Source organism: Parapedobacter sp. ISTM3 (genome assembly GCF_016533505.1).
GTDB lineage: Bacteria > Bacteroidota > Bacteroidia > Sphingobacteriales > Sphingobacteriaceae > Parapedobacter > Parapedobacter luteus.
Genome location: NZ_JAENGN010000010.1, coordinates 104,780 through 129,841 on the forward strand (window position 1 = coordinate 104,780; position 25,062 = coordinate 129,841).

13 protein-coding genes are annotated in these 25,062 nt (G+C 52.2%); all 13 read right to left on the reverse strand.

The window, feature by feature from the left end; all coding sequences use genetic code 11:
• Window positions 1-13: 13 nt before the first annotated feature.
• The 13 genes from JHJ32_RS14430 to JHJ32_RS14490 all read right to left on the reverse strand — a co-directional run bounded on the left by JHJ32_RS14430 (window position 14) and on the right by JHJ32_RS14490 (window position 25,010).
• The gene (locus tag JHJ32_RS14430) at window positions 14-1,477 is read right to left on the reverse strand and encodes a hypothetical protein (RefSeq protein WP_200121413.1); all 1,464 of its coding nucleotides are present in this window, start codon (window positions 1,475-1,477) and stop codon (window positions 14-16) included.
• Window positions 1,478-1,681, reverse strand: a complete 204-nt coding sequence (locus tag JHJ32_RS14435; RefSeq protein WP_139378737.1) for a hypothetical protein — start codon at window positions 1,679-1,681, stop codon at window positions 1,478-1,480. It abuts the gene before it with no gap.
• Between the two features lie 121 nt (window positions 1,682-1,802).
• Window positions 1,803-4,235, reverse strand: a complete 2,433-nt coding sequence (locus JHJ32_RS14440; RefSeq protein WP_200121414.1) for an ABC transporter permease — start codon at window positions 4,233-4,235, stop codon at window positions 1,803-1,805.
• Between the two features lie 21 nt (window positions 4,236-4,256).
• The gene (locus JHJ32_RS14445; protein WP_200121415.1) at window positions 4,257-6,656 is read right to left on the reverse strand and encodes an ABC transporter permease; all 2,400 of its coding nucleotides are present in this window, start codon (window positions 6,654-6,656) and stop codon (window positions 4,257-4,259) included.
• A gap of 69 nt (window positions 6,657-6,725) precedes the next feature.
• The gene (locus JHJ32_RS14450) at window positions 6,726-9,062 is read right to left on the reverse strand and encodes an ABC transporter permease (protein WP_200121416.1); all 2,337 of its coding nucleotides are present in this window, start codon (window positions 9,060-9,062) and stop codon (window positions 6,726-6,728) included.
• A 182-nt stretch (window positions 9,063-9,244) separates the two neighbouring features.
• Window positions 9,245-11,626, reverse strand: coding sequence for an ABC transporter permease (locus tag JHJ32_RS14455; RefSeq protein ID WP_200121417.1), 2,382 nt, complete (start codon window positions 11,624-11,626; stop codon window positions 9,245-9,247).
• A 9-nt stretch (window positions 11,627-11,635) separates the two neighbouring features.
• The gene (locus JHJ32_RS14460) at window positions 11,636-14,098 is read right to left on the reverse strand and encodes an ABC transporter permease (protein ID WP_200121418.1); all 2,463 of its coding nucleotides are present in this window, start codon (window positions 14,096-14,098) and stop codon (window positions 11,636-11,638) included.
• Window positions 14,099-14,165: 67 nt separating this feature from the next.
• Entirely contained in the window at window positions 14,166-16,571 is a 2,406-nt protein-coding gene (locus JHJ32_RS14465) for an FtsX-like permease family protein (RefSeq protein WP_200121419.1), read from the reverse strand.
• A gap of 153 nt (window positions 16,572-16,724) precedes the next feature.
• Entirely contained in the window at window positions 16,725-19,145 is a 2,421-nt protein-coding gene (locus JHJ32_RS14470) for an ABC transporter permease (protein ID WP_200121420.1), read from the reverse strand.
• Between the two features lie 82 nt (window positions 19,146-19,227).
• A complete protein-coding gene (locus JHJ32_RS14475) occupies window positions 19,228-21,609 on the reverse strand; it encodes an ABC transporter permease (RefSeq protein WP_200121421.1) in 2,382 nt (793 codons plus the stop codon).
• A 260-nt stretch (window positions 21,610-21,869) separates the two neighbouring features.
• A complete protein-coding gene (locus JHJ32_RS14480; protein ID WP_079717903.1) occupies window positions 21,870-22,268 on the reverse strand; it encodes a type II toxin-antitoxin system VapC family toxin in 399 nt (132 codons plus the stop codon).
• Window positions 22,265-22,498 (reverse strand): type II toxin-antitoxin system Phd/YefM family antitoxin, encoded by a 234-nt coding sequence (locus JHJ32_RS14485; RefSeq protein ID WP_233632667.1) that lies wholly within the window; start codon window positions 22,496-22,498, stop codon window positions 22,265-22,267. The genes JHJ32_RS14480 and JHJ32_RS14485 overlap by 4 nt, the downstream gene beginning before the upstream one ends.
• Window positions 22,499-22,559: 61 nt before the next feature.
• Window positions 22,560-25,010 (reverse strand): FtsX-like permease family protein, encoded by a 2,451-nt coding sequence (locus tag JHJ32_RS14490; protein WP_200121423.1) that lies wholly within the window; start codon window positions 25,008-25,010, stop codon window positions 22,560-22,562.
• Between the last annotated feature and the right edge of the window lie 52 nt (window positions 25,011-25,062).

Sequence of the window (25,062 nt, forward strand, 5' to 3'; positions counted from 1 at the left end):
GAAGCGATACGCATCACATCAACACTGTAGTGCGCCTGTTGTTGGCATGGAAAAAGGCCGCTATCCCGAGGCGGAGGCTCGCTTTCGCGTCGAGGTAAGGATTGCCCGCCACCCAGCCCGCGGTTTTGGCTTCGGCCGTAGCGACCACACGCCAGGTGTTGCCAAGCGAATAAGCCCCCTGCAACCGCAGCAGTCCGCCCGGCCTAGCCCTACGGTCATAAAATTCACCTGGTTGCAGCCACAGCATTGCCATCGGCTGCAGTAATAAGCGGTCGTCACCCATTAGGTCAAACGCATGAGGGCTCCGTTCCATCTCAATGCCCGGTAGTAAGCGATGTTTATTGCGGTACCCATGCAGGCTGAAGAGATATTGTTTATCCCGGTGGTCGATAAAAAAGTCGGCCGTCAGGTCATATCCAAACGAATTGAGGTAGTGCCTTACCGCAACGTTGAATGCGGTCTGGTCATTTAACCGGATGCGGTTAATGCCGATCAGGAAGGGTGAGACGAAGTTGAGGTATTGCAGATTGCCCATTCGCTTCAAATACCGGAGTTCTTCGCCGGTCAGCGCCGTCGTTTTGATAGCGCGGTCTATTCCCACCCCGCTCGGGTGCCGTCCCCGTGCTTCATATGGTTCGTCCGGGCGGTGCAGGTCGTACACCCACGGCGTAAAGTCCCATCCCACGAAGTCGCGGTCGGCCACCGCCAGCCCATGAGCGTTCATACTGTCGATGCTCGCATTGTAGCCGATCCGTTTGAACTGGTTTACATAGTCGATGGCGTGCTTTGTCAGTAGGATGTTCAGTGCAATGTTAGCATGCTTAGCGCCACCGAAAAAATTATCCTTTTGCAGCCCCCGTAACAGTAAAAATTCACTTTCGATTCCAGCAGCAAAACTGCGTACCAACTCTTGGGGAGCATCTTTTTTCATCCGGATGAGGTCTTCGTCTTTTACGCGGCTTACGGAGCCGTTGGCCAATCCACCGTTGAGGCGGTTATACGTTTCGTCGTACGAGGAAAGGCCCCGTATGGTCAATCCGGCTCGATGAAACTCCTCATGCAGCCATTGGGCTGAAAATACCACCCCGTAATAAGTGAATACATAGTCAACCAACCCCGAAGTAACATTGGCAGCAATGCGGTTATACACATGCTTCCGTTTGCTGTCAGGGCGGATGATGCCGTGCCAGAGCTTGTTGTTGAAGTGGTAGTTTACACGGTGCAGGTTCTGGGTTACGGCAAGTGCCTGCTGCATGGAGTAGCTATCAAACAGTTCCCCGGCCAGTGTCGCATCCCGTTGGAAAGGCATATCCAGCAAGGGGAGGTCAATTTGCATAGGATAGTTTCCCCTGGTGCCCTGTTCCTTCGTTTGCCCGTACCCGGTCACGGCAAAAAGGGGCAGCAATAGGCAGAGGCCAGCCCAAACCGGTTTCGTCGCCCTCGCCAACGAAGCCAAGACGTTTATGAAGTGTCTCATCTAGTCGAGGGCAAGCAAAGAAAATAAATGAGCTTCCAATGGCGGGAAGTCGTGGAACCGCTCTGCGTTGATTTGCTTAACGGGGACATCGTGCTTGGGCATCGCTGATGCCTCCTGTTGCTTATGCATGGACGCACGTGCTTCAGCCAAGCGCGCAAACATCTCCATATAATCGCTGGGCGAGTCAATAGCTTTCTTTTTCATTATCGTATCCATTTTTAGCAAAGCTAAAGGGATATTGCTACGGGTTCGGCGTTTTTCGACAATATGCAAGGAGAGCCGATAAAGCCTTCATGGTGAAGATAAATCGTCGCTGCCGACCCATTTATTCATCCCGCAGTGCATCCACAGGATTGGCCACGGCCGCCCGTATCACTTGCCAGCTCACCGTGAGTAGGGCAATCACTATTGCGGACAAACCAGCCAAGGCAAACATCCACCACGCGATGTCGATTCGGTAGGCAAAATCCTCCAGCCATTCACTCATCGCCCACCAGGCAAGGGGTGAAGCGATCACCAGCGCAATGGCAATCAGTTTTACGTAGTCCAGCGAAAATAATCGGACGATACTTGCTACGGACGCGCCCAGAACCTTGCGGATACCGATTTCTTTGGTGCGTTGGAAGGCCGTGAGCGTAGCCAGGCCAAACAGGCCAAGACAGCTGACAAAGATCGCAATTGCCGTGGCCAGGTTGATCAGTTTGGCGATCTGCCGTTCCTGCTGGTACAGCGCCTGCAGTGCTTCGTCATAGAAGCGGTATTGAAACGAATGGGCCGGATAAAAACTGCTCCATTGCTCCGCCACGGCATTTAGCGTTGCCTGCCATTGCCCCGGACTCCGGCCGTTCAGCTTGATGTTGAACGTATACAGCTGGCTTTTTTCCGACATCAATGCCAGTGGCCCGATCGGTGTATAAAAATCCAGCGTATGGAAATCTTTCACCACCCCTACGATGGCGTGCTGGCTGTTGCCTCGTTGCGCAAATGGCTGGCCGATGGCATCCTGAGGCGTGGCGAAGCCAAAGAGTCTGGCAGCAGACTCGTTGATGATGTATTCACTGACGGTGTCAGTCTGGCGGATGTTGCGCCCGGCCAGCAGTTCCATCCCGTACAAACCCAGGTAGGCCGAGTCTATCCATTTCCTTTCCACCATATGCTCTCCGGCGGCGTCATGCTGAAACGGCGCAAATGAACCTCCCGGAGCGAGCGGAATTGTTCCCAATGCAGCATTTTCGACCCCCGGGATGTTCCGGAGCTCGCCCAATAACGTGAATTGCTTGTCGCGGTAGCGTGGATCGCTCACGTATTTCCAGGGGACACTCACCAGCACAATAGCGTCTTTGTTGAACCCCATATCGGCTTTCAGTGTATGACGCAATTGCGCACCGACGATAATCGTACACGTGATAAAGACCAGCGCAATGAAAAACTGGAAAACAATCAGCACTTTTTGCAGGCTGAACCGGCCCGGCAGTGCGCTCAGTTTGGAATTTTTCAAGACGACGACGGTTTTTACCTTCGCAATGAGCCAACTCGGGTAGAGGCCGGCGCACACGGTGATGAACAACACCACGCCGAGCGTGAAGACAAAAAATAGCAAAACGCCACCGTAGGGTGTCGCGCCTGCCGGAATGATGTCATCCAATACCACAAACCCCAATCGGCTGAACGCGAAAGCAAGGATGGAGGCGATAAAAGCGGTTACCGCTGTTTCACTTAGAAACTGGGCGATCAGGTGCGACCGGCCTCCGCCAAGCGTCTTCCGTACGCCTATCTCCTTCGCCCGCACAGGAATCTGCGCCACGCTCATGTTGATGTAGTTGATGCAGGCGAGGATCAGCAGAAAGGCGCCGATACCGACCAGGCCGTACAGCACCGGCTTGCTCGTCTTGGGGACACCGAAATAGTCGCTTACACCGGTCGCGAAATGAATGTCATTTACGGGCAGCAGCTCATAGGTTTTACCCCGTTGCAGCTCACTTCCCCGTTCTTCCGCAAAAGCTCTCCAATGCCGCGTATCAAGCTCGTTGATCAGTTGCAATGTGGCTTCCACATCCGTTTCCGGTTTGAGTTGCAGGAAAAGTTTATCACTGCCGTTGGTGTTGGTCCACATATACATTTCGTACGTTTGCTCACGCAAAGCAAAAAACTCCTGCGCGGTAAATTCGGAAGGCATGTCGTAATCGGCCACCACGCCGGTTACGGTCCGCCGCACGGTATCCCGTCCGTAATACTGGATGGTTTGGCCCACGATGTGCTCCGGATTGGCTCCTGGGAAATACTCTTTGGCCCGGCTTTGGGTAAGCACCACATTTCCCGGTGCATTCAGCGCTGTTGCCTTGTCTCCCGCAAGCCACGTATACGGCAGCATGTTAAAATAAGAAACATCCGTGGCGATCACCTTTTGCGGATCTTCCTTTACAAAAATTTCATTGTCATCACGTTTGATTTCAGCGCTGTTCACCCATTGGTAAAATACGGGGACCACCTGTTCCAATCCCGGGATTTCCGCGCGTATCCCCTGGTACAGTGGCGCGCCCACCCCACCCATCTTGCTATCGCTGGAAAAAGCGGAGATGACTTGATAGATGTTTTCCTTATTGGGTAATTTAGCATCATAGCTGAACTCGTGGTCAACGATGCGGTAAATCATCCAGCAGGCACTGATGCCGATGGCGAGGCCCAGCATATTCAATGCGGTAAAGAGACGGTTGCGCCAGAGGTGGCGCAATGTGGTTTTGAAATAGTTCTTGATCATCTTTCTGGCTTATTGCAAAAATCATTCATCCCTAAGGCTGTCCACCGGATTGGCCACCGCTGCGCGGATGGCCTGCCAGCTAACTGTCGCCAATGCAATCACCACGGCCACGGCTCCGGCCATGGCAAACATCCACCACTGGGCGTCGATACGGTAGGCAAAATCTTCCAGCCACTTGTTCATGAGCCACCAAGCCAGAGGGGCCGCGATGCCGATGGCAAAAAACACCAGCTTAAGGAAATCTTTCGAGAGCAATTGCACGACACTGCTTACAGAAGCGCCCAGCACCTTGCGAATGCCGATTTCCTTGGTGCGCAGTTCGGCTATGTACATGGATAGTCCCAAAAGCCCCAGGCATGAGATAAAGATGGCGATACCGGCGAAAATACCGAAAAGCAGTTGCTGTGTCTGTTCCCGCTCGTACAGCGCGCCGAACCGGTCGTCCAGAAATTCATAGCGGAAGGGGTTGTCCGGAAAGTGGGCTTTCCAGACGGCTTCCAGATGGCTCAGGGCGGTTCTGGCGTCACCCTCCGTGAGACGAACTGTCCACCAGGAATAGCCCGCCGTCTGCATACCCATCGTCAACGGCACCACCTGCTGGTGCAGCGATTCAAAATGGAAATTTTTGGTCACGCCGATAATCGTACCCTTCGCGTCGCCATAGGCAAACGTGTTCCCAATGGCCTCCTCGGGAGTAGCCCATCCCAGCATTTTTACAGCCGCTTCGTTGAGCAGGAAGGCGCCGGTTCGGTCAGACGGACGCGCATTGGAGAAATTGCGCCCAGCCGCTAGCTCGATTTGGTAGGTAGGAATAAACCGTTCATCGATGGCCAATCCCTTGATGATGGCACCTACCGGTGCCAGCTCGCCGCCCCGCGTTACCGAGGCCCCCTGGCCGTCCAGCAACCTGCTGGTGGGGATGCGTGAAGAACGGCCGATATCCATAACGGTGTTATGCTGGAGCAACTGCTGCCTGAAGGACGCAAAGGACGTTGAGTCGCCGGCAGCAGGCATCAGCACCACCTGTTCCTTGGAGTAGCCCAGCTTGAAATCTTGTATATGTTGCATCTGTTGGTATACAATGATGGTGCAGCTAATCAGCAGCACGGCTATGGAAAACTGAACGGTGACGAGTACCTGCTGCAGCACGCCTTTCTTGACATCCGTAGCCACTTTGCCCTTGAACACCTTGATGGGCTGGAAAGCCGTGAGGAAAAAAGCAGGGTAGCTGCCCGCCACCAGTGCGGTAAACGCCGAGATGCCCAGGAGGACCAACGCAAAGGTAGGTGTCAGCACCTCCGCAAAGGAAAGGCTCTTCCCCGAAAGGTCATTCAGCAACGGCAAGCCAATCGCCACCAACGCAACCGACAGCGCAGTGGCAATAATCGTGTACAAGAGCGATTCGGCCAGAAACTGCCGAATTAGTTGGCCGCGTAGGGCGCCCACCACCTTGCGCATGCCCACCTCTTTGGCCCGCTTGGCCGAACGGGCCGTGGTGAGGTTCATGTAATTAATGCAGGCGATGATGAGGATGAAAAGCGCGATGGCCGAAAAGAAATATACGTACCGGATATCCGATGTAGGTTCGATTTCCGAGTCGGTATGCGAATGTAGGTGGATGTCCGTTAGCTTCATCAGGTGCAATAACGAATACTTCGACGTATGTTCGCCCATATGTTTGTCCTGAAAGGCCGGAAAGGCATCGATTAATCGCTGGGGGGTGTACCCTTCAGGGAGCAGCAGGTAGGTGTTGAAGGCATTATTGCCCCAGTTGGTCCGAAGGTTCTCCGTGCCGTAGATGGCCTCGTCGTTCAGTGTAGCGAACGATATCAGCATATCAGGGTGCATGGTCGACTGGGACGGCAGGGAGGCGAATACCCCCGATACCATGAATTCCGCCTGGTTGTTTACACGCACGGTCTTACCTACAGGATCCGTGTCGCCGAAATATTTTTTGGCCGTGGGAGCCGACATGAGTATAGTATACGGATCTTTCAGGGCCGTATGGGCATCCCCTCGGGTCACATCCACGGTGAAAACGTCAAAGAAGCCATCCTCGGCAAAAAATATCCGATCTTCGTTGAACACGTTTTCGCCGTACCGAATGGTTGCACTCGTCTGCAGCGTCCGCACTACGCGTTCTATTTCGGGGAAATCCTGCGCAATTAACGGCCCATAAGGTGGGGCCAGCTGGGCCAGGTGCAGGCTTGTCGACCCATCGTCGGACAGGAACTCCCGGGACACCCGGTAAATCCGATCGGCCTTTTCATGGAAGCGATCATAATTCAGCTCGTCGTTTACGTATAGCGCAAGCAAGAGAAAGGCGGTTAACCCAAGGGCTAGGCCCATAATGTTGATGGCAGAAAATACCTTGCCCCGCACGAGGTTGCGCCAGGCGATTTTGAAGTGGTTTGTAAGCATTTTGTTTACTTTTTGAGATTTTAGCTATCCGCTTTGGCGGATGGTTTTCCTATTCTTTATCCCATTTCATCACTCATCGCGCAATGATTCCACAGGATTGGCAAGTGCCGCCCTGACGGCCTGCGAACTCACGGTAACAAGGGCAATAAGCAGTGCACCCACACCTGCCAGCCCGAACACCCACCAATGCAGGTCGGTGCGGTATTGGTAGTTGCCCAGCCAATCGCTCATGACCCACCACGCGACCGAAAATGCCACGGTGCACGAAATCAGTACGAGCACGACAAATTCACGGTTGAGCAATCCCACCAAGGACGCAACGGATGCACCGAGCACCTTGCGGATGCCCATCTCCTTGGTACGCCGTTCGGCAGTGAAAGCCGCGAGGCCGAACAGGCCGAGGCAGGAGATGATGATGGACAGCATGGCAAATACGCCCGCCAGTTTCTGGATAAGCATCTCGGACTTGAATATCTCATTGAACTGTTCATCCAGAAAACCATATTCGAACGGGTAACCCGGATTATTCACCTTCATGATTTCTTCAATCTGGGAAACGGTTTTCGGGAGATCCGCACCCACACTCGTCTTGATGTTCAATAGCCCTCCCGATAGGTTAAAAGGACGGAAGAAAACCGGTGCCGCAGGCGCATAAACATCATTGTATATAAAGTCTTTCACCACCCCGGCGACGAGGTACGGATCGCCGTCCCAATATACCGTTTTCCCGGCGGCCTTGCCGTCAGGGCTTATATGTTTAGCGAAAGCTTCATTGATGATGATACTGCTGCTGTCGCCCAGCATCCCTGGCCGGAAGTTACGGCCATCCGCCAGTTCCATGCCCATCGTCGGGATAAAACCATCATCGGCCCATTGGTAGTACAACGTCACCTGTTCGTTTGGGTCCTTCCCTGCCCAGTCCATGCCGGTCCGTACCCCGATATGAAGGACGCTTCCGCTGCTCAACCCGATACTTTCCACATTACCCGTGGCCATGAGTTGTTGTTTAATGGCATCGTAGCGCTTGGTCATTTCACCACGTAACGGCACGGTGACCACCTGGCTGCGTTCAAACCCCAGGTCGCGGCCTTTCACATGCTGGATCTGCTGGAAGATGACGACCGTGCAGATGATGAGTGTAATCGAGGCGGTATATTGCAATATCACCAACCCACGCCGTATAAACCCTGTCGCGCCCACATTTTGTTTGGCCCCTTTCAGCGTCGTTATCGGATTGAATGCGGAAAGGTAAAATGCGGGATATATGCCCGACAGGATGCCGCAGGCCAAAACGATGCTGATGAGAAAGTAGCGGTGAGAGGGTTTAAGCAGGTCGACCACCAATTCCTTCTCGACCAGGCTGTTGAACGCGCCGATAGTTAAAAAAATGAGTCCAATCGCCAGCAAGCCGGCTATCGCCGCCAGGATAATTGACTCTCCCAGAAAACGGCCGATGAGCGAGACTTTTGATGCACCGACGACCTTGCGCATGCTGACTTCCTTGGCGCGTTTTTCAGAACGTGCGGTGGCAAGGTTCATGAAATTGATGCAGGCAATCACCAGTACCACCCACGCAATCAGGCTAAACAGCCGGACATACTTCATGCGGCCTTCCTGTTCGTTGCCCTCCTCGTCGAAACTATTGTACAGCCGCAAGCGCTCCATCGGATAGAGGAAATTGCCAGCATCGGCATTACCTGTTTTACGCGAGACCAAATCATTGAGCATGCGGTTTACGTCAGCTATAGCTGCTGTGGGTTCCAGCCGGACATAAGTCATGACCACGGCATTGCGCCAATCCCTTACCCAGGCGTTTTCTTTTTCAAACGTTTCGAATGGCACAAGCCAGTCAAACTGGATCGTGCTGTTGGTAGGCAAGTCTTTTACCACGCCGGAGACCATATAGTCCTCCTTCCCGTTGACGCGCACCGATTTGCCAAGTGCGGGCACGTCGCCGAAGAGACGTTTGGCGGCAGATTGCGAGATGACCAGGTCATTAGGGCTATCCATGGCCGTGGCCTTGCTGCCTTCTACAAATTCCAAAGAGAAAATATCCATAAATTCGGGGTCGGCAATGTGACCGTTCTGGTAAATGCCGTTGTCGCCTACCGTGAATAAATATGAGCCCCTCCAATTTGCCCGTGCAACGTGTTTGATTCCGGGGATATCGGCCTTCATTGCCGGACCTAAGAGGCCGGAGTGGGCATCCCCGCCCTGTTTTGATTTGGTGATGTAGATATGTTCCTTGTCGAGAAAATGGTTGTCGTATCCCATTTCGTCGGCAATCCAAAGGAAAATAAGCGATGCCGCGGCTATGCCCACGGCAAGGCCGAAAACGTTGAGTGCGCTGTAGCCCCTGGTCCTCCAGAGATTTCGCAGGGCGATTGTGAAATAATTCTTGATCATTTTATTCAGTGTTCAGTGTTCGGTGGTCAATGAACAGTGTTCCGTGACCTGCCGTTGTTCGTCATTAGTCGCAAACGTCTTTGTTCATTTATCCTTGTTCCTTCGCCCGTTGTTCCAGTATCGTTCTCCGTTCTCACCAGCCAACGGCAATCCATCACTCACCGCTGGCCGGCCGTCACCAATCACTCATCCCTCAACGAATCCACCGGATTGGCCGTTGCAGCTTTGATGGATTCATAACTGACAGTCACCAGCGCGACGATGAAAGCCAAGCAAGCTGCTACGCCGAAAATCGTCCAGTTGATGTCGATCCGATAGGCAAAGCTATCCAACCACTTGGATGCACCGTACCATGCCAAGGGAATCGAGATGGCCACGGCCAAAGCCAACAAGCCGATGAAATTTTTTGTCAGCAAATAGACTATGCCAGTGACCGACGACCCTAATACCTTACGGATGCCTATTTCCTTGATGCGTTTTTCGGCCATGAAAGCAGATAACCCGTATAGGCCAAGGCAGGAAATAAAAACACCCAACGCGGCAAATAGGTAAAACAGGTTGCTCAGCCGGTGTTCACTTTCGTATAGTTTGTCCAACTCCTGGTCAACAAACCCGTACGAAAAAGGGAAATTGGGATTGATATCAGCGTTGATTTTCTCCAATGCGCTAAGGGTAGCCTCCAGTTGCTGTGGTTTTGCCTTGACCACGAACATTCCGCCCCAATTGTTATAAGAAAGTATCAGGGGTTCGATGGCTTGGGTAGCGGGCTTGAAATTGAAGTCCTTCACCACCCCGATGATCTGCCCTTTGTTCCCCCATAAAGCGAACGGCTTGCCGATCGCCTCTTCAGGAGCATATCCGATAATGCCCGCCAATTTTTCATTGATGATGTAATTGCTCGAGTCGTTGTGTTGTTTGGAGAAAGGCCGCCCTGCCACCATTTCCATATCAAATACCTCGATAAAGTTCTCCCCTACGTCCATCATGGGCACAATCAGCTCCGAATCGGGATCCTTTCCCTCGTATTGAAAGTCTACGGTGCCGCTTTTCAGATTCGATGGCAGCATATCAATGACGGTGAAATCCGATGTTAGCGGATGGTTGGCCAATGCATCTTTGTAGGCAGCCTGCTTACCCCACACTTCACCGTTCATTTCTACATAGACCAGGTTGGATTTGTCAAAACCAAGGTTTCGGTTCTTCACAAAGCTGAGCTGTTTATAGATGACGATTGTTCCAACCAAGAGGAATATGGACACGACAAACTGCACAACCACCAACGTGTTTCTAAACACGGCATGACCATTTTTGCCCGCAGTCGGCGCGCCTTTGAGTACGCTCGCAGGGACAAAGCCCGATAGGTACAAAGCCGGATAACTTCCCGAGATCAATCCCGTGAGCAGCGCGATGCCTAACATAGCGGCTAATATGTTGATATCAAACAGGCGGATTTCCAACGTCTTGCCGATGAGTGTATTGAAGCCGGGCAATGCCAACCACACCAACCCTATTGCAATGAAAAGAGACACGAACGTGATCAGGAGTGACTCACCCATGAACTGGGCGATGAGTTGCACCCGTTCGGCACCAACGACTTTCCTTAGTCCTACTTCCTTTGCCCGGCGGGCCGATCGCGCCGTGGAGAGATTCATGAAATTGATGCACGCAACGACCAGCATGAAGACCGCGACCATGAACAGGGTATCCACATACCGGCTGTTGCTACGTCCTGCCAAGTCTACCTGCAGGTTGGTGGAGTGCAAGTGGATGTCGCCCAATGGCTGAAGTTTGAACGTTGTTTTTAGCATCGAGCCATCCACGTGTGCCCAGAAGATTTCCTGTACTTGCCGCTCGATATGATCAACGGAAGCTTCAGTATGGACAAACGAGTCATCCATCTTGAGGTATGCATAGTTGACAAAATTCCGCCAATCCTGTTTCGCATCGTGCATCCAGCTGTCGTGTTCGATCTGTTCCATCGGGAGCAGGTAGTCGAATTGCAGGTGGGAGTTGCTGGGAAGGTCGGCGAGTACTGCCGTGATGGTCAACGGCCGTTTATTTTCCTGTATCAAGGATTGGCCAACGACCTCGGTATGCCCGAAATACTTTCTGGCCATGCTTTCTGTGATCAGGATGGCGTTTGGCATGTTGAACGAGTGTTGTTTTTCTCCGTCTACCAATGCGAATGAAAAAAAGTCCCAGAATGTACTGTCGACGTAAAAGCCCCCTTTTTCCTCAAAGCGATTGCCCTCATGTTCAAACGTGTACTTTACCGGATGGCTAAACCGCAAGTAATTGTCGACAGCGGGCAGCTTTTCGAGCAGCTCCGGAGCAAGCGGGGGAGGCGCCACTGCAGCCCTGAAGTCTTCGGATAGACTGCTTGTAATCCGGTAGATTTTCGACGCGTTTTCGTGGAAACGGTCGTAGCTCCGTTCGTTGGCAACCCATAGCAGTATCAGGATGCTTGATAACAGACCGATGGATAGCCCGGAAATATTTAAGAGCGAATACGCTTTGTAACGCCAAAGGTTGCGAAATGCGATTTTGAAATAGTTCTTTATCATAGCAAAAAGTCATTCATCCCTCAATGAATCCACCGGATTGGCGATCGCCGCCCGTATCGCCTGCCAGCTCACGGTGAACAGCGCAATGACTACGGCCACCAATCCCGCTGCCGCGAACATCCACCACTGGATCTCGATGCGGTAGGCAAAACCCTCCAGCCAATTGTTCATTGCCCACCATGCCATGGGCGAAGCAATGACCACGGCTATCAAAACCAATTTGACAAAATCTTTGGAAAGCAACCCTACAATGCCCGACACCGTTGCTCCCAGCACTTTCCGGATGCCGATTTCCTTCGTGCGCTGGAAAGCAGTGAGCGTAGCCAGGCCGAAAAGGCCTAAGCAGCTGATAAGAATGGTGATCGCCGTTGCCAGGTTGATGAGTTTTCCGATCTGCCGTTCCTGCTTGTACATCGCTTCCAGCATTTCATCATAAAAACGGTACTGATAAGTATCGGCAGGATAAAACTGCGCCCATTTTTCGCCGATCCGCTTCAATGTGGCCTGCCACCGTGCAGGATCGTGGCCATCCAGTTTAATGTTGAATGAAGAAAGATCTCCTTTATAGGTCGACAGCACTGTCGGCGTAATCGATGTGTAAAAGTCCTGCGTGTGAAAATCCTTGACAACACCGACAACGGGGTATTTACTGTTTCCCCGCTGGCCGATGAATTGCCCGAGGGCTTCTTCAGGAGTGGTGAAACCGAAGGCCCGGGCTGCGGTTTCGTTGATGATATACTCGGAAGTGGTGTCCGAGGCACGGATGTTCCGGCCCGCCAGCAGCTCCATCCGGTACAACGCCAGATAAGCCGTATCGATGGTCTTTTTGAAACTGATGATTTCCACGGGGGCCTCACCTTGGGGCGTATACCCGAAAGGGCTGGACGAATAGCCCGATGACAGCGGGGCGGTACCCATGGCTACCTGATCAACCCCCGGCAGGTTCCGGAGCTCGTTCAACAGCGTAAACTGCTTGTCCTGGTAGCGCGGGTCGGAGAGGTATTTCCACGGCACGTTTACCAGCACGGTGGCGTCTTTATCAAAACCCATGTCGGCCTTCATGGTATGCCGGAGCTGCGCCCCGACAATAATGGTACAGATGATGAATATCAGTGCAATGGTAAACTGGAACACAATGAGGACCTTCTGTAGGCTGAAGCGATGGACTGATGGAGACGCGAAGAAGTTTTTGAATACATCTACCGTCTTTACTTTGGTAATCAGCCAGCTGGGATATAGCCCGGCCAGCAGGGTGGTCAGGAGCACCAGGCCCAGCATAAATCCCGTGAACAGGAAGATGTTGTCTGCCGCTGTGACGCCAGCGGGGATGATGTCGTCCAGCAGCCAGAACGCCAGGCGGCCGAGGCCGAAAGCCATTACTGAGGCAATCAAGGCCGTCAGCAACGTCTCACTGAGAAACTGGCCGATCAGTTGCCGGGAGCCGCCGCCGAGCGTTTTCCGCACGCCGATTTCTTTGCCACGTTGCGGGATTTGTGCAACGCTCATGTTGATGTAGTTGATGCAGGCGAGGATGAGCAGGAACGCCCCGATACCGAGCAGTCCATATAGCACGGGTTTACTGGTTTTGCTTACGTTTGCACCATCAGACACGTTGGTCGAAAAATGGACGTCCCTGATGGGCAGGAGTTCATATGACCGTATCCGGGGGGGAATATTGGCATTCCCCCCGCTTTTCCGTTCATCTTCAAAGGCTTTCCAATGCCTCGCATCCAGTTCGTTGATCTGATCCAGCTTGGTGCGAACATCCACGCCGCCCTGGAGTTGCAGGTAAAGCCGGTCGCTCCCGTTGGTGTTGGTCCATACGTAGGTATCATAGGCCACTCTCGGCAGTACGACAAACTCTTGTGCCGTAAACTCCGAGGGCGTAAAATAATCGGCCACTATTCCCGTAACCGTGCGCACCACAGTATCCTGCCCGCAGTAGGTGATGGTCCGATGAAGCATGTCCTCCGTTTGGATATCCGGGAAGTATATGGTTGCCCGGCTTTGGGTGAGTACCACGCTTTCCGGGGCATCCAATGCCGTATGCTTATCACCGGCCAGCCAGGTGTACGGAAGCATCTTGAAATAAGAAGCATTGGTGGCTACAATGTCACTTGGGTCTTCCTGGATAAAAGCGGCCTGGTTTTGCCGCTTGATTTCAACGCTGCTTACCCATTGGCCGAATACCGGCACCACATGCTGCACCCCCGCGAGCTCTTCTTCGATGCCCTGATACAGCGGCGCCGACACCCCGCCCATCCTTGATTCCCTGCCTTCTCGGCTGAATGCGCTGATCACCTTATAAATGCGGTCACTATTCGGTAGGTTGGCATCGTAGCTGAATTCATGATCAATGATCCGGTAAATGACCCAGCACGCGCTGATGCCGATGGCCAGCCCCAGGATATTTAACGCTGTAAACAGTCGGTTACGCCACAGGTGGCGGAGGGTGAGCTTGAGATCGTTCATGTTCATGTTTTTTATTTGCTTTGGATCGTGCCTTATGATGAAAATGCCTGTCTTTATATAGCAAAAACTATTCGTCCCTTAAACTATCCACCGGATTGGCTGTTGCTGCCCGCACAGCCTGCCAGCTTACGGTAAATAGCGCAATAGTTACAGCCACTGCACCCGCCGCAGCAAACATCCACCACTGGATCTCGATGCGGTAGGCAAAACCCTCCAGCCACTTGTTCATCGCCCACCATGCAATGGGGGAGGCGATGACAACGGCGACCAGTACCAACTTCACGAAGTCAGCCGAGAGCAACCGCATAATGCTTGAAACGGAGGCCCCCAGCACTTTACGGATACCGATTTCTTTTACGCGCAAACTGGTGGCATGTACCACAAGTCCAAATACGCCCAATGCCGCCAAAAGCATGGTGAGGAGGCTAAATCCGCCAAATATTTCCTGGAGTTTTTCCTCCGCTTCGTATTGTTTCGCCAACGTTTCCCTGACGATCTGCATGTCGATTAATTTGTCTGGGTAAAGGCTTTTCCAGGTGGCCGCTACAGACCGCATGACACGCTGGGATGTTCCCGGCCGACTGCGAATGAGCAACGCGCCGTACGAGGGATTTCGCTGCCCGACGATCACGGTGGGTACCGTGGCGTTATGCAGCGACTCGCTGTTGAAATCGTCAATGATGCCCACGGGTATGATCTTGGCTTCATGCAGCGGTACGTTCAATTGTGTTATGCCGAGCATATGTGCGGTGCTGGCCGTTATTAGGCAGGGGCGTATGCTATTGAACGCTGCATCCAAGTCTGTCGCCTCAATAGCATCGCCGGGCTTCGATCCGTTCAGGAAGCGCCCTTCCTTCAGCCGCAGGCCTAGGGTTTGAGCCATATCCGGATCGCCTGCGATATACCAGAGGTCGGTTTTATTTCCTGGGTCACGCGGGTCGTCAATGAGCCTGGTCATGTAGCCCGCGCCATCGGTTGGCAGCCACGTGCTAAAGCTCGCTGAGAGGATGTCGGGGTGTTGCGCCAACTCAGCTTTCAACACGCTGGCTTTATTGTCCCACGATACGTGATTGAGGCTAAGCAGCCCTTCCGTATCGAAGCCTACATCCTTGTTTTTCAGGAAGTCTACCTGGTGCTGTACGACAAACAGCGCTACCAGGATACCGATGGATAGGGCAAACTGTGTGACCACCAGTGCTTCGCGCAACCCCTTTTGGTTCGTGCTTCGTTCTTTCAATACCTGGTTGATGCTCCCTACTGCGCGGAATCCGGATACAAGCCACGCAGGATATAGGCCGCTAAACAGACAAATCAGCAAGAAAACCAAAAAAGCTGCGGTGAGGTAGGGCCAGCCCGCACCGAAACGGAATGCCAGCGGATGTCCGATGAAATGCTGCAATGAAGGAAGCACGAGCTGATAACATAAGCAGGCGATTAGCCCCGCTGCACTGAACGTGAGCAGCGATTCAATCAATGACTGTCCCATGATTTGGCGTCGCGATGCACCCAATATTTTATGGACGCCTGTTGTCTTTAGCCGACTGCTGGCGCGCGCTGTACTTAAGTTGATGTAGTTGATACAGGCAATCAAAAGCAGCATGGCCGCAACCGCCATGAAGATATAACTGTGTCTTATGTTGCCTTTAACCAATTGGTAAGCGGGGAAATCGGTTTTCAGGTAGATGTCTTCCATGGGCTGTAACCCGAACTGCAATCCCTTGTCGTTCTCGGGGATATCCCGGTACCAGGCATTGATCTTCCGCTCAAATTCCGTTGGGTCGGTTCCATCGCGCAGCAGGACGTAGTGCCTTGCATAATGCGCACCGCGGCCGCCGTTCGTCAGTTCCTGCTCGGTGCGTTCATGCAGCAAAAGCGCATCCGCGCGTAGGTGAGTATTCGGCGGCAGGTCTTTCATTACTCCTGCTATGACATATTCATTGGGTTCGTCATATTGTGGTACATCGTAGATACGCTTACCCAAGGGATTGGTGCCCGAAAAATGGGTGTTGCTGAATTGTTCGGAGATAACAATTTTCTTGATGTCGCGGCTCGGCGTCAGGTCCTGATGGGAAAGGAGCCGGATGTCAAGCAACTGCATGACGGCACTATCCGCATGGAGCATTGTCGCTTTGAGCGGTACTGGACCTGCTTTGTCGATTTTCAGGTGGATGGGTGCGGGGTAGATTTCGCTGTAATCTACCACTTCCGGAAACTGATGCTTTAAAGTTGGAGCAAGCGTAGCAAATACGGTTCCTCCCTTTTGGCTGTAATCTCCACTGTTCTCTCGGATGGAGAGTAGCCTGTACAGGTTTTTCGAATGGCTCCAATGGGTATCATAAGATAGTTCGTCAAATACGACCGCACCGATCAGCAGGCAAGACGTCAAGCCTAACGTAAGCCCTAAAATATTGATGATGGTGTACAGCTTTCCTTTCAGCAGCGTGCGAAAGGCGATTTTCAGGTTACGCTTCATTTTTTTAGTGTTCGGTGGCGAATGAACAGTGTCCGGTGACCTGCCGTTATTGCCTGTAGTCGTTTATACGTCTTTATTCATTTATCGTTGTTCCTCGATCTCTGTTCCTGTAACTTTCTCTTTTTCCACCCATTACTGACCACCCACCACCCATTACTCATCCCTAAGCGAATGCACCGGATTAGCCCTGGCGGCATAAAATGTCTTGGCGGCCAATACCGCTACGGCTACGATGAGCAAGCCCATTGCGGCAACCGCAAATACCCACCAGTTGAGTGGTGTCTTATACGCAAAATCCTCCAGCCACTTGTGCATAAAATAGTAAGCTACGGGGATAGCAATCAAGCAGGCTACCACCACCAGCGATACCAGGTTTTTGGTCAGTAAGATGATGATTTGTGCCACAGAAGCGCCCAGGACCTTTCGGATGCCGATTTCCTTGGTGCGTTGGTTTGCCGTGAAAAGTGCCAAGCCAAACAGACCAAGCGATGCTATAGTGATGGAGAGCCCAACAGCCCAGTTTAGTAATTTGGACAGTTTGAGCTCCGTTTGGTAGAAGCCCTGGATGGTCTCATCCAAGAACCGATATTCAAATGGCTCTTCGGGGTAAACTTCCAGGAAAGCTTTTTCCATCTTGGCTATGCCTGCTTTCCACGTGGTGGGATGCATTTGGTCTAAGGCAACGTGCATGACGTAGCCCCCTTTGCGGCTCCAATACATCGCGGGACGGATTTCGTGATGGGCTGAAGCAATGTTAAAGTCTTTCATCACGCCGACAACCGTATATTTTCCGTCATTAAAGGTTTTGCCGATGGCTTCTTCCGGCGAATCGACTTCCATCAACGGAAGCATCTTCTCGTTGACCAATGCCTCGTATGTAGAATCCAATACACGGACATTCCGTCCGGCGACCAAGGGGATGTCATAGACATGGATGTAGTTTTCGTCGCCGTGCCGGATATCGAATGAAAGCTGCTTATCTTCTTTCAAAGAAGCATCGTAATGAAACCGGGAGTACATCGAACCCTGGAACGCGGGCGATTGGTTGCCGAAACTAACCGCCTTTATTTCGGGGATTTCCATCAGCTTGTTTTTGAGTACATCGCCCTTGTTCGCACGGTTAAAGTCCGGGATATAGAAATTAATAATGGCATCCTTACGGAAACCCATATCCATCTGCGTGGCGAAATTGATTTGCTTGCTGACAAAAAGAACGGCTATCAGGAAGACCTGCGCCAATACAAACTGGAATAGGGTCAGTCCTTTCCGTATCCACGCGCTACGGGAAAGGTTGGAATTGCCGGACACTTGATTTTTTAGCGCCAGGATCGGCGCATAGCCCGTCATGATCCAGGCGGGGTAAAAACCCGCCAACAGCGTGACAATTATGAGCTGGATAAGCAGAAACGCCACCGTCGGCAAAAGCGGAATACTGTTCGCTGAAAATCCCTTGGGCATGAACCCTTCAAAGGCATGCAGCAATATCGGGAGTAACAGTACAGATAATAGTGTGGCAAAGCCGGCAACAACCAATGTTTCCATTAAAAACTGCCCAATCAAACTGCTTTTCTTACTGCCCAGGGTTTTGCGGACGCCGATTTCTTTGGCGCGTTCGATGGATTGTGCCGTGGAAAGGTTAATGAAGTTGATGGCACCCAGTGCCAAAAGGAAAACCGCCAATAGGACGAGATTCCGTAAAGTGGCGGGTTTGACAGCCTCGTAATTGAACTCCGTATTGAAGTGTACATCGTTCAAAGGTTGCAGGGCGAATTGGTCTTTCGGGGTTCCGGCAGGGGCCTTCGCGTGCCGGGAAACGACCTTGGCAATGCTTTTTTCCACGGTTGCGGGCTTGGTGCCGAGGGAGAGGAGTACAAGGCATTGGTAGCTATCATTGTAGTTGCCCCATGAGTCCCAACTGTGGAATTTCTTTAAGCTTTCGCTGGCCGAAATGGTAGCCGTGGATATATAGCCGTTATATTTGAAATCTGAGTTTTCTTTCATTTCGGCGACCACTCCGGCAATTTGCAAGGGTATGCTGTCGGCGTATAGGATGGTTTTGCCAATGGATTCCGTTACGGGCGTCTGTGGGAAATAGCGCTGGAAATATGCTTCGCTTAGTACGACTTGGTTGGGCTGCGTTAGGTACTGCACATTCCCGGCGAGCCATTGGTGGGGATAGATGGTAAAATAGTTTTTGTTGGTGAAGATGAGCCCTTCTTCTTTTGGAAAGACCCGTAGGTTATCCTGTCCCTTTTGTCCCTTTTGCTCCGCCTTTATCTTCGCGTCGTGGATTTGGAAAAGCGGCGCCACCGCCTCCAGTCCGCTGACCTCTTCTTCCATCGTGCGAACCAGTGGAACCAGTACGGCTGGACTTTTGAAACCGCCGTCACTCACAACCCGGTACACGCGGTCGCCGTGCGGCAGGTGCTTATCGAAACTGTAGTCATAGCGAATCATCAGGAAGATGACCAATGTGGCACAGATGCCAATGGATAGGCTCAAAATGTTAATCGCGGTGATTAACTTATTCTTCTCGATGTGGCGGAATGCTGTTTTGAAATAATTCGTTATCATTTTTAAACGTCTTTATTCTCCTATCTTACTTCTTTTTCACTGACCACCGGCCGGTCTCCGACCACCCATCACTATTTACCAGTCACTCATCCCTCAGCGAGTCCACTGGATTGGCTACCGCTGCCCGCACAGCCTGCCAGCTTACCGTGAGCAGGGCAATGACTACGGCCGCCAGCCCCGCGGCAGCAAACATCCACCACTGGATCTCGATGCGGTAGGCAAAACCCTCCAGCCAATTGTTCATTGTCCACCATGCGATGGGCGAAGCAATGACCACGGCAATGAGTACCAGCTTAACGAAATCCCGGGACAGCAGGCCTACGATGCCCTGCGCCGAAGCGCCCAGCACCTTGCGGATACCGATTTCCTTTTTCTTTTGCATCACGATGTAGGTGATCAGGCCAAACAGGCCCAACGCGGCGATGGCGATGGTGAGCGCCGAAAAGAGGGAGATGACGCGCGCCACATGCCGTTCCTGGCGGTATTGCCGGTCGATGTCTTCATCCAGCATGACGTAGTTGAGTGGATAGCCTGGGAAGCGCGACTCCCAATAACGGGCGATGCCGTCCATAGTTGCCTTGATGGACTCCCCCTGAGTAGCTACCGCAATATAGTTGTAAGCATACGGTGCGTTGAACACCACGATGGGATTGATGGCCTCCTGCAGGCCGTGTTGGTGGTAGTCGGCCATCACGCCCACGATTTGCCCATCTTCCCGCCCGGCGGTATTGATTTTTTTTCCGATGGCTTCTTCCGGCTTCCAGCCGATGAGCCGACAGGCGGCCTCGTTGATGAGTACACCGTTGGTCGCATCCGTGGCGTGCAACGGGGAAAAGTCCCTTCCCGCCCGGATGGTAATGCCCAACGTTTTCACATAGTCGGGGTCAGATGGGATGACTTCCATGGTAAGGCTTTTATCCTGGCTGAATCCCTCGGGCCGCACCAACTGGCCATTCCACCCACTTCTGCCTGGCAATGCTGCAGATGCCGTGATGGCCGAAACACCAGCCACCTGCGATAGGTCATGCTTGATGCTTTCGTAGTTCGTTATCACTTCCTTGAACGGTGTATTGGCCAGGCTGATTACGGCCACGCCGCCGCGTTGGAATCCCAGTTCCTTGTTTTGGATATAAGCAAGCTGCTTAGCGGCCACCAATGTGGCCATCACCAACGCGAGTGAGACCGTGAATTGGAAAACCACCAGTGCTTGCCGGAGGCTGATACCTTTGCCGCCGGTGGGGCGTTGGCTCTTGATGGATGCCACGGGCCGCAGTTTGGACAGCAGCCATGAGGGGTAGCCGCCAGCCACGAGTGTAGTAAACAGGATGAGCAGGAGGCCTCCGCCAATGATGCGGGGCTGCACGAGCACACGCAGGGAAAGCGGCTGGCCAGAGATTTCGGATACCACCGGCAGCAAAAGCGCCATGAGTCCGATGGCTAGTACGGCGGCCAGCAATACCACCAAAAAGGTTTCCGCCATGAACTGTCCAATGAGCGAAGCCATGGGCGCGCCAAGGGTTTTCCTTACGCCAACTTCCTTTCCGCGGTCGGCTTGGAAAGCTGTGGTCAGGTTGATGAAATTGACACAAGCCAGCAGCAACAGTGCCAGCCCTATGGCGCCGAAGATATACAACTGCGTGGCATTGCCTTTTGCCCGGTTAAAACCGGAGACCGGTGAGTGTAGGTATATGGAACGCACCGGCTCCAGTTCATGCCCTACATCGTAGCCATTGCTGCGGTATTCATCGCCATTGTATTGCATGGAAAGTGCAGCGATCTTCCGCGCTGCCGCCTGGGCATCAGTGCCATCTTTCAGACGTACATAGCAATTCATGTCCCAGACAAACCAAGGTTCCATGTCGCCCTGTTGTGCCCAGGTGCTGAAGGAGAGCAGCACGTCGAAATCCACGTGTGAGGGTGGTAGCTCCTGCAATACCGCCGTGATCGTGCAGGGGATGGTATCACTCAGCACCAGCGTTTCGCCCACCACGTCGGTCTTGCCGAAATACTTTTCGGCCATAGGGGCGGTCAGTACAGCGGAATAGGGCGTTGCAAGGGCCGTGTGTTTGTCACCATGTAATACAGGAAAACGGAAAGCCATTAAGAATTGGTCGCCCGCATAGGCGATACGGTCGAAATAGCGTTCATTAGCTTGGGTAATGGAAAATTCATTGGCGTTCATCAGCGGTACCACATATTCCACTTCGGGGACATCCCGCGCGATGGTCGGTATAAGCGCGCGGCCTACCGTCTGGAAATGGCCTTCGGTGGTTTTGGACGTGTAGGCGGTGATAACGCGGTAGAGGTTTTCCGGCTGCGTACGGTCTACGCGGAGCTGCTCGAATACGTACACGCCGATGATGCCCGCAAAGGCTAGTCCCAATGTCAGTCCCGTGACATTGATAAACGAAAATAGTTTCCGTTTCCGTAGGTTCCTGAATGCAATTTTAAATGGGTTGGTCATCTTGCACAATTGATTTGTTTCTTCTGTTTTTTTTCCTTATTCATCCCGCAGGCTATCCACCGGATTGGCCTGCGCTGCGCAAATAGCCGTCAGTTTTGTATATACGAATCAATATGATAGGTGACGCAGTACATTTTCTGCGCCATAAATTCAACTGATTGATGGTTAGTGTTTTATTGGTATGTTGTGTGGCATTAGTGTTCGATATCGAACACCAATTGTTCGAAAGTGGGCAGGAATTGCTCGGTTTGATTAACGAGTTACCATAGTTGCTTTAATCCAACAGATCGGTATTGACTGATGGTATTGTCTTTGCTCAGCAAGGTTAAGTCATGGGTAATCGCTTGCCAGATAAGCATCCGATCAAAAGGATCCCGATGCCAGTCGGCTTTCAGAAGATGATATCCTGCGGCTTCTGATGGGATGAGCGGAAGAAACTCAAAGCCGCTTTCCTGGGCTATTATCGGCAGCTCCTCCGGGGAAACCCCTATTAGGTCGAGCTTGCCCAACCTATGTTTCAATGAAAGTTCCCAAAAGCTCACCGAGCTGATAAATACACGGTTAGTGGCGTCTTCCAACAAACGGGAAACCTTGGCCGAAAGTTTTTTGCGGTCCAATACCGCCCAAATGAACGTATGCGAATCCAGAAGGTAACTTATCCGAGCAGCTCTTCTTCTGTCATTTTATAATCGGGTTTAAACACGGCCTTCGCCTTTCCTTCCAACAATCCCAGCTTGCGTGCAGATTTAGTGACTTGTGACTCCGGAAGGAAATAACCCACAATTTCTTTTTTGCGTCCATAAGTCACCGCAAATCCTACTCCCGATTTAACCTGCTCAAGCACTTTTGCGAAATGTGCCTTGAATTCACCGACTGCCATAGTCTCCATACAACAAAGATATGGTATTTCTTGTCAAGTTGTCAAGAAATACCTACCGCTATTTTTTCCTTCACTCATCCCGCAGGCTATCCACCGGATTAGCCGCTGCCGCCCGGAGCGCTTGCCAGCTTACCGTCGCTAACGCAATCACCACGGCCGCCAGCCCCGCGGCAGCAAACATCCACCACTGAATATCGATGCGGTAGGCAAAGTCTTCCAGCCACTTGTTCATCGCCCACCATACAATGGGGGAGGCGATGACAACGGCGACCAGTACCAACTTCACGAAGTCAGCCGAGAGCAACCGCATAATGCTTGAAACGGAGGCCCCCAGCACTTTACGGATACCGATTTCTTTTACGCGTTGCTGGGCGGCATGTACGACTAATCCGAATACCCCCATGGCCGAAAGGAACAGCATCAGTCCGCTGAAAAAGGAAAACAGCGTTTGCTGTTTCTGCTCGGCTTCATATTGCTTGTCGAGGATATCCGTCACCCATTGGGCGTCCAAGAGGCGGTTTGGATAGATTTTCCGCCATAGCTTCATGAGCGATTCCTGCGCCTGCTTTTCCATACCGGGCGTGGTGCGGATGAACATCCGGGTGTAATCGGGGTTCTGTTCTCCCAGGATGAATACCGGTCCAAGCGCATGGTGTAGGGATTCCCGGTGGAAGTCCTGGAGAATGCCCACGGGCGGGTAGCCAAGTTTAGGGATGGGTACGCCCAGTTCCTGAACACCGAGCATTTCGGCAGTAGACGCCGTAATCAGTACAGCGCGTGAATTGATATACTGATGACGTTCAAGACTGTCCATTTGCCAGGTAGCATTTAGTTCAAAAGCATCCGTTGCATAAGCGGCATTCAGGTGTCGCCCCTCTTGGAGTTTGAAACCCAGCGTTTGCACAAAGTCGAAATCGGCAACAATACATTGTATCTCGATTTTCTCGTCGTCTTTTAGGGGGTGATCAAATGGGAGCATTCTGAACGTGACGGCTCCATCCACCGGGCTCCATCCGGCAATGCTGGCGGCCTCAATGCCCGGTAGCTTTTTTAACTCGGTTTTGAACGTTTCGCCTTTGCCCTCCCAATTGCGAACGCCAATATGCAGGAGATTTTCCTTGTCGTAGCCGAGTGGTTTGTCGGCTAAATAGTCGACTTGATACCTGACCACCAGTAACGCCACCAGCACCACGATGGCGATAGTGAATTGGACCACCACCAATGCCTTCCGCATACCGCCCGCGCTGACGATGCGGTCTTGGAATAATTTCCCGCGCAAGGTGTTCGATGGGTTGAAGCCCGAAAGCAACCAAGCGGGATAGGCTCCGGTAACGATACTCATGGCAAAAACAAGTGCCAACGTAACGCCAAATGTACCGACGTTGGCCAGTAACGAATGAGCAAGCCCGTGCCCGATGAAGCTTTCGATCACCGGCAAAGCCAATCTGTACAGGCCGACGGCCAATATGGTGCTGACGGAGAAAAACAGGAGCGATTCGGTGAGGAATTGCCCCACCAATTGGCTGCGCTGGGCGCCAAGGATTTTGCGTACACCCGTCTCTTTGAGCCGTTTCATTGCCCGTGCGGTGCTGAGGTTCACGAAGTTGATACAGGCGATAAGTAGGAGTAAGGCACCCACCCCAGTGAGGATATAGATGGTGTTGCGGTTGCCCCGTACGGTGAGTTCACTGTCGAAGTCCGAATCAAGGTATATTTCAGTAACGGGCTGCAATTCAAATGAGACATTTTTCTTTTCATTCGGATTTTCCATAAAATCCCGAAACCAGCTGTTGATTTTGTCATTAAAAGCTACTGCATCCGTCCCGGGCTTAAGCATGTAGTAGATATTGCGTCCGCCCCGAATACCCTTTTTGGTCAGTTCGCCGTTATCCGCTGGGGGTCTTGTCAATGCAATAGCATCGGCCCTTAGGTGCGTGTTTTGGGGAATGTCTTTAATAACTGCCGTTATGAGGTAAGACGTTGGGCTTTTGCTCCAAGTAGGCACATCCTCAATAATTTTGCCGATGGGTTCTTCACCCTTGAAGTGCCGATCACGGAAGCTTTCGGTAATCACCAGGTTCTTTTGTCCGGCTACGAATGGGGTGAGTTGACCGGATACCACTTGGAAATCAAACATCTCCAAAGCATTTGTATCGGTATCTATTACGGTTAACGCGATGCCGTCCAGATCGTCATTACGAATCCGCAGACGTGCTTCCGAAGAATTGATGGTGGCAAATTGCTCCATTTCCGGAAAACGTTCTTTCAACATATACGCTAATCCCAACGGGGTATAGCGATTCTTTTGGTATAAGCCATCGGCCATTTTATTGGAGCTATTTACCTTGTATAGGTCATCGGCCCTGCTCCAAAACTTATCGTAAGACAGCTCATCGATGACCACGGTAAAGACCAGCATGCAGGCCGCAAGGCCAATGGTGAGCCCGAGGATATTGATGGTGGCGTAGGTCTTGTCCTTGACCATCGTACGCCAAGCGGTTTTGAGGTAATTTCGTATCATTGTTTAGCCATTAGACGACAGACAACAGATATTAGACTTTCTGATTTCCGAC

Coding starts and splice junctions, on each gene's coding strand:
- JHJ32_RS14450 (WP_200121416.1), bottom strand. CDS start 9,062: ATGATCAAGAATTATTTCACAATCGCCCTGCGAAATCTCTGGAGGACC.
- JHJ32_RS14460 (WP_200121418.1), bottom strand. CDS start 14,098: ATGAACGATCTCAAGCTCACCCTCCGCCACCTGTGGCGTAACCGACTG.
- JHJ32_RS14435 (WP_139378737.1), bottom strand. CDS start 1,681: ATGAAAAAGAAAGCTATTGACTCGCCCAGCGATTATATGGAGATGTTT.
- JHJ32_RS14475 (WP_200121421.1), bottom strand. CDS start 21,609: ATGACCAACCCATTTAAAATTGCATTCAGGAACCTACGGAAACGGAAA.
- JHJ32_RS14485 (WP_233632667.1), bottom strand. CDS start 22,498: ATGGAGACTATGGCAGTCGGTGAATTCAAGGCACATTTCGCAAAAGTG.
- JHJ32_RS14455 (WP_200121417.1), bottom strand. CDS start 11,626: ATGATAAAGAACTATTTCAAAATCGCATTTCGCAACCTTTGGCGTTAC.
- JHJ32_RS14440 (WP_200121414.1), bottom strand. CDS start 4,235: ATGATCAAGAACTATTTCAAAACCACATTGCGCCACCTCTGGCGCAAC.
- JHJ32_RS14430 (WP_200121413.1), bottom strand. CDS start 1,477: ATGAGACACTTCATAAACGTCTTGGCTTCGTTGGCGAGGGCGACGAAA.
- JHJ32_RS14445 (WP_200121415.1), bottom strand. CDS start 6,656: ATGCTTACAAACCACTTCAAAATCGCCTGGCGCAACCTCGTGCGGGGC.
- JHJ32_RS14490 (WP_200121423.1), bottom strand. CDS start 25,010: ATGATACGAAATTACCTCAAAACCGCTTGGCGTACGATGGTCAAGGAC.
- JHJ32_RS14470 (WP_200121420.1), bottom strand. CDS start 19,145: ATGATAACGAATTATTTCAAAACAGCATTCCGCCACATCGAGAAGAAT.
- JHJ32_RS14465 (WP_200121419.1), bottom strand. CDS start 16,571: ATGAAGCGTAACCTGAAAATCGCCTTTCGCACGCTGCTGAAAGGAAAG.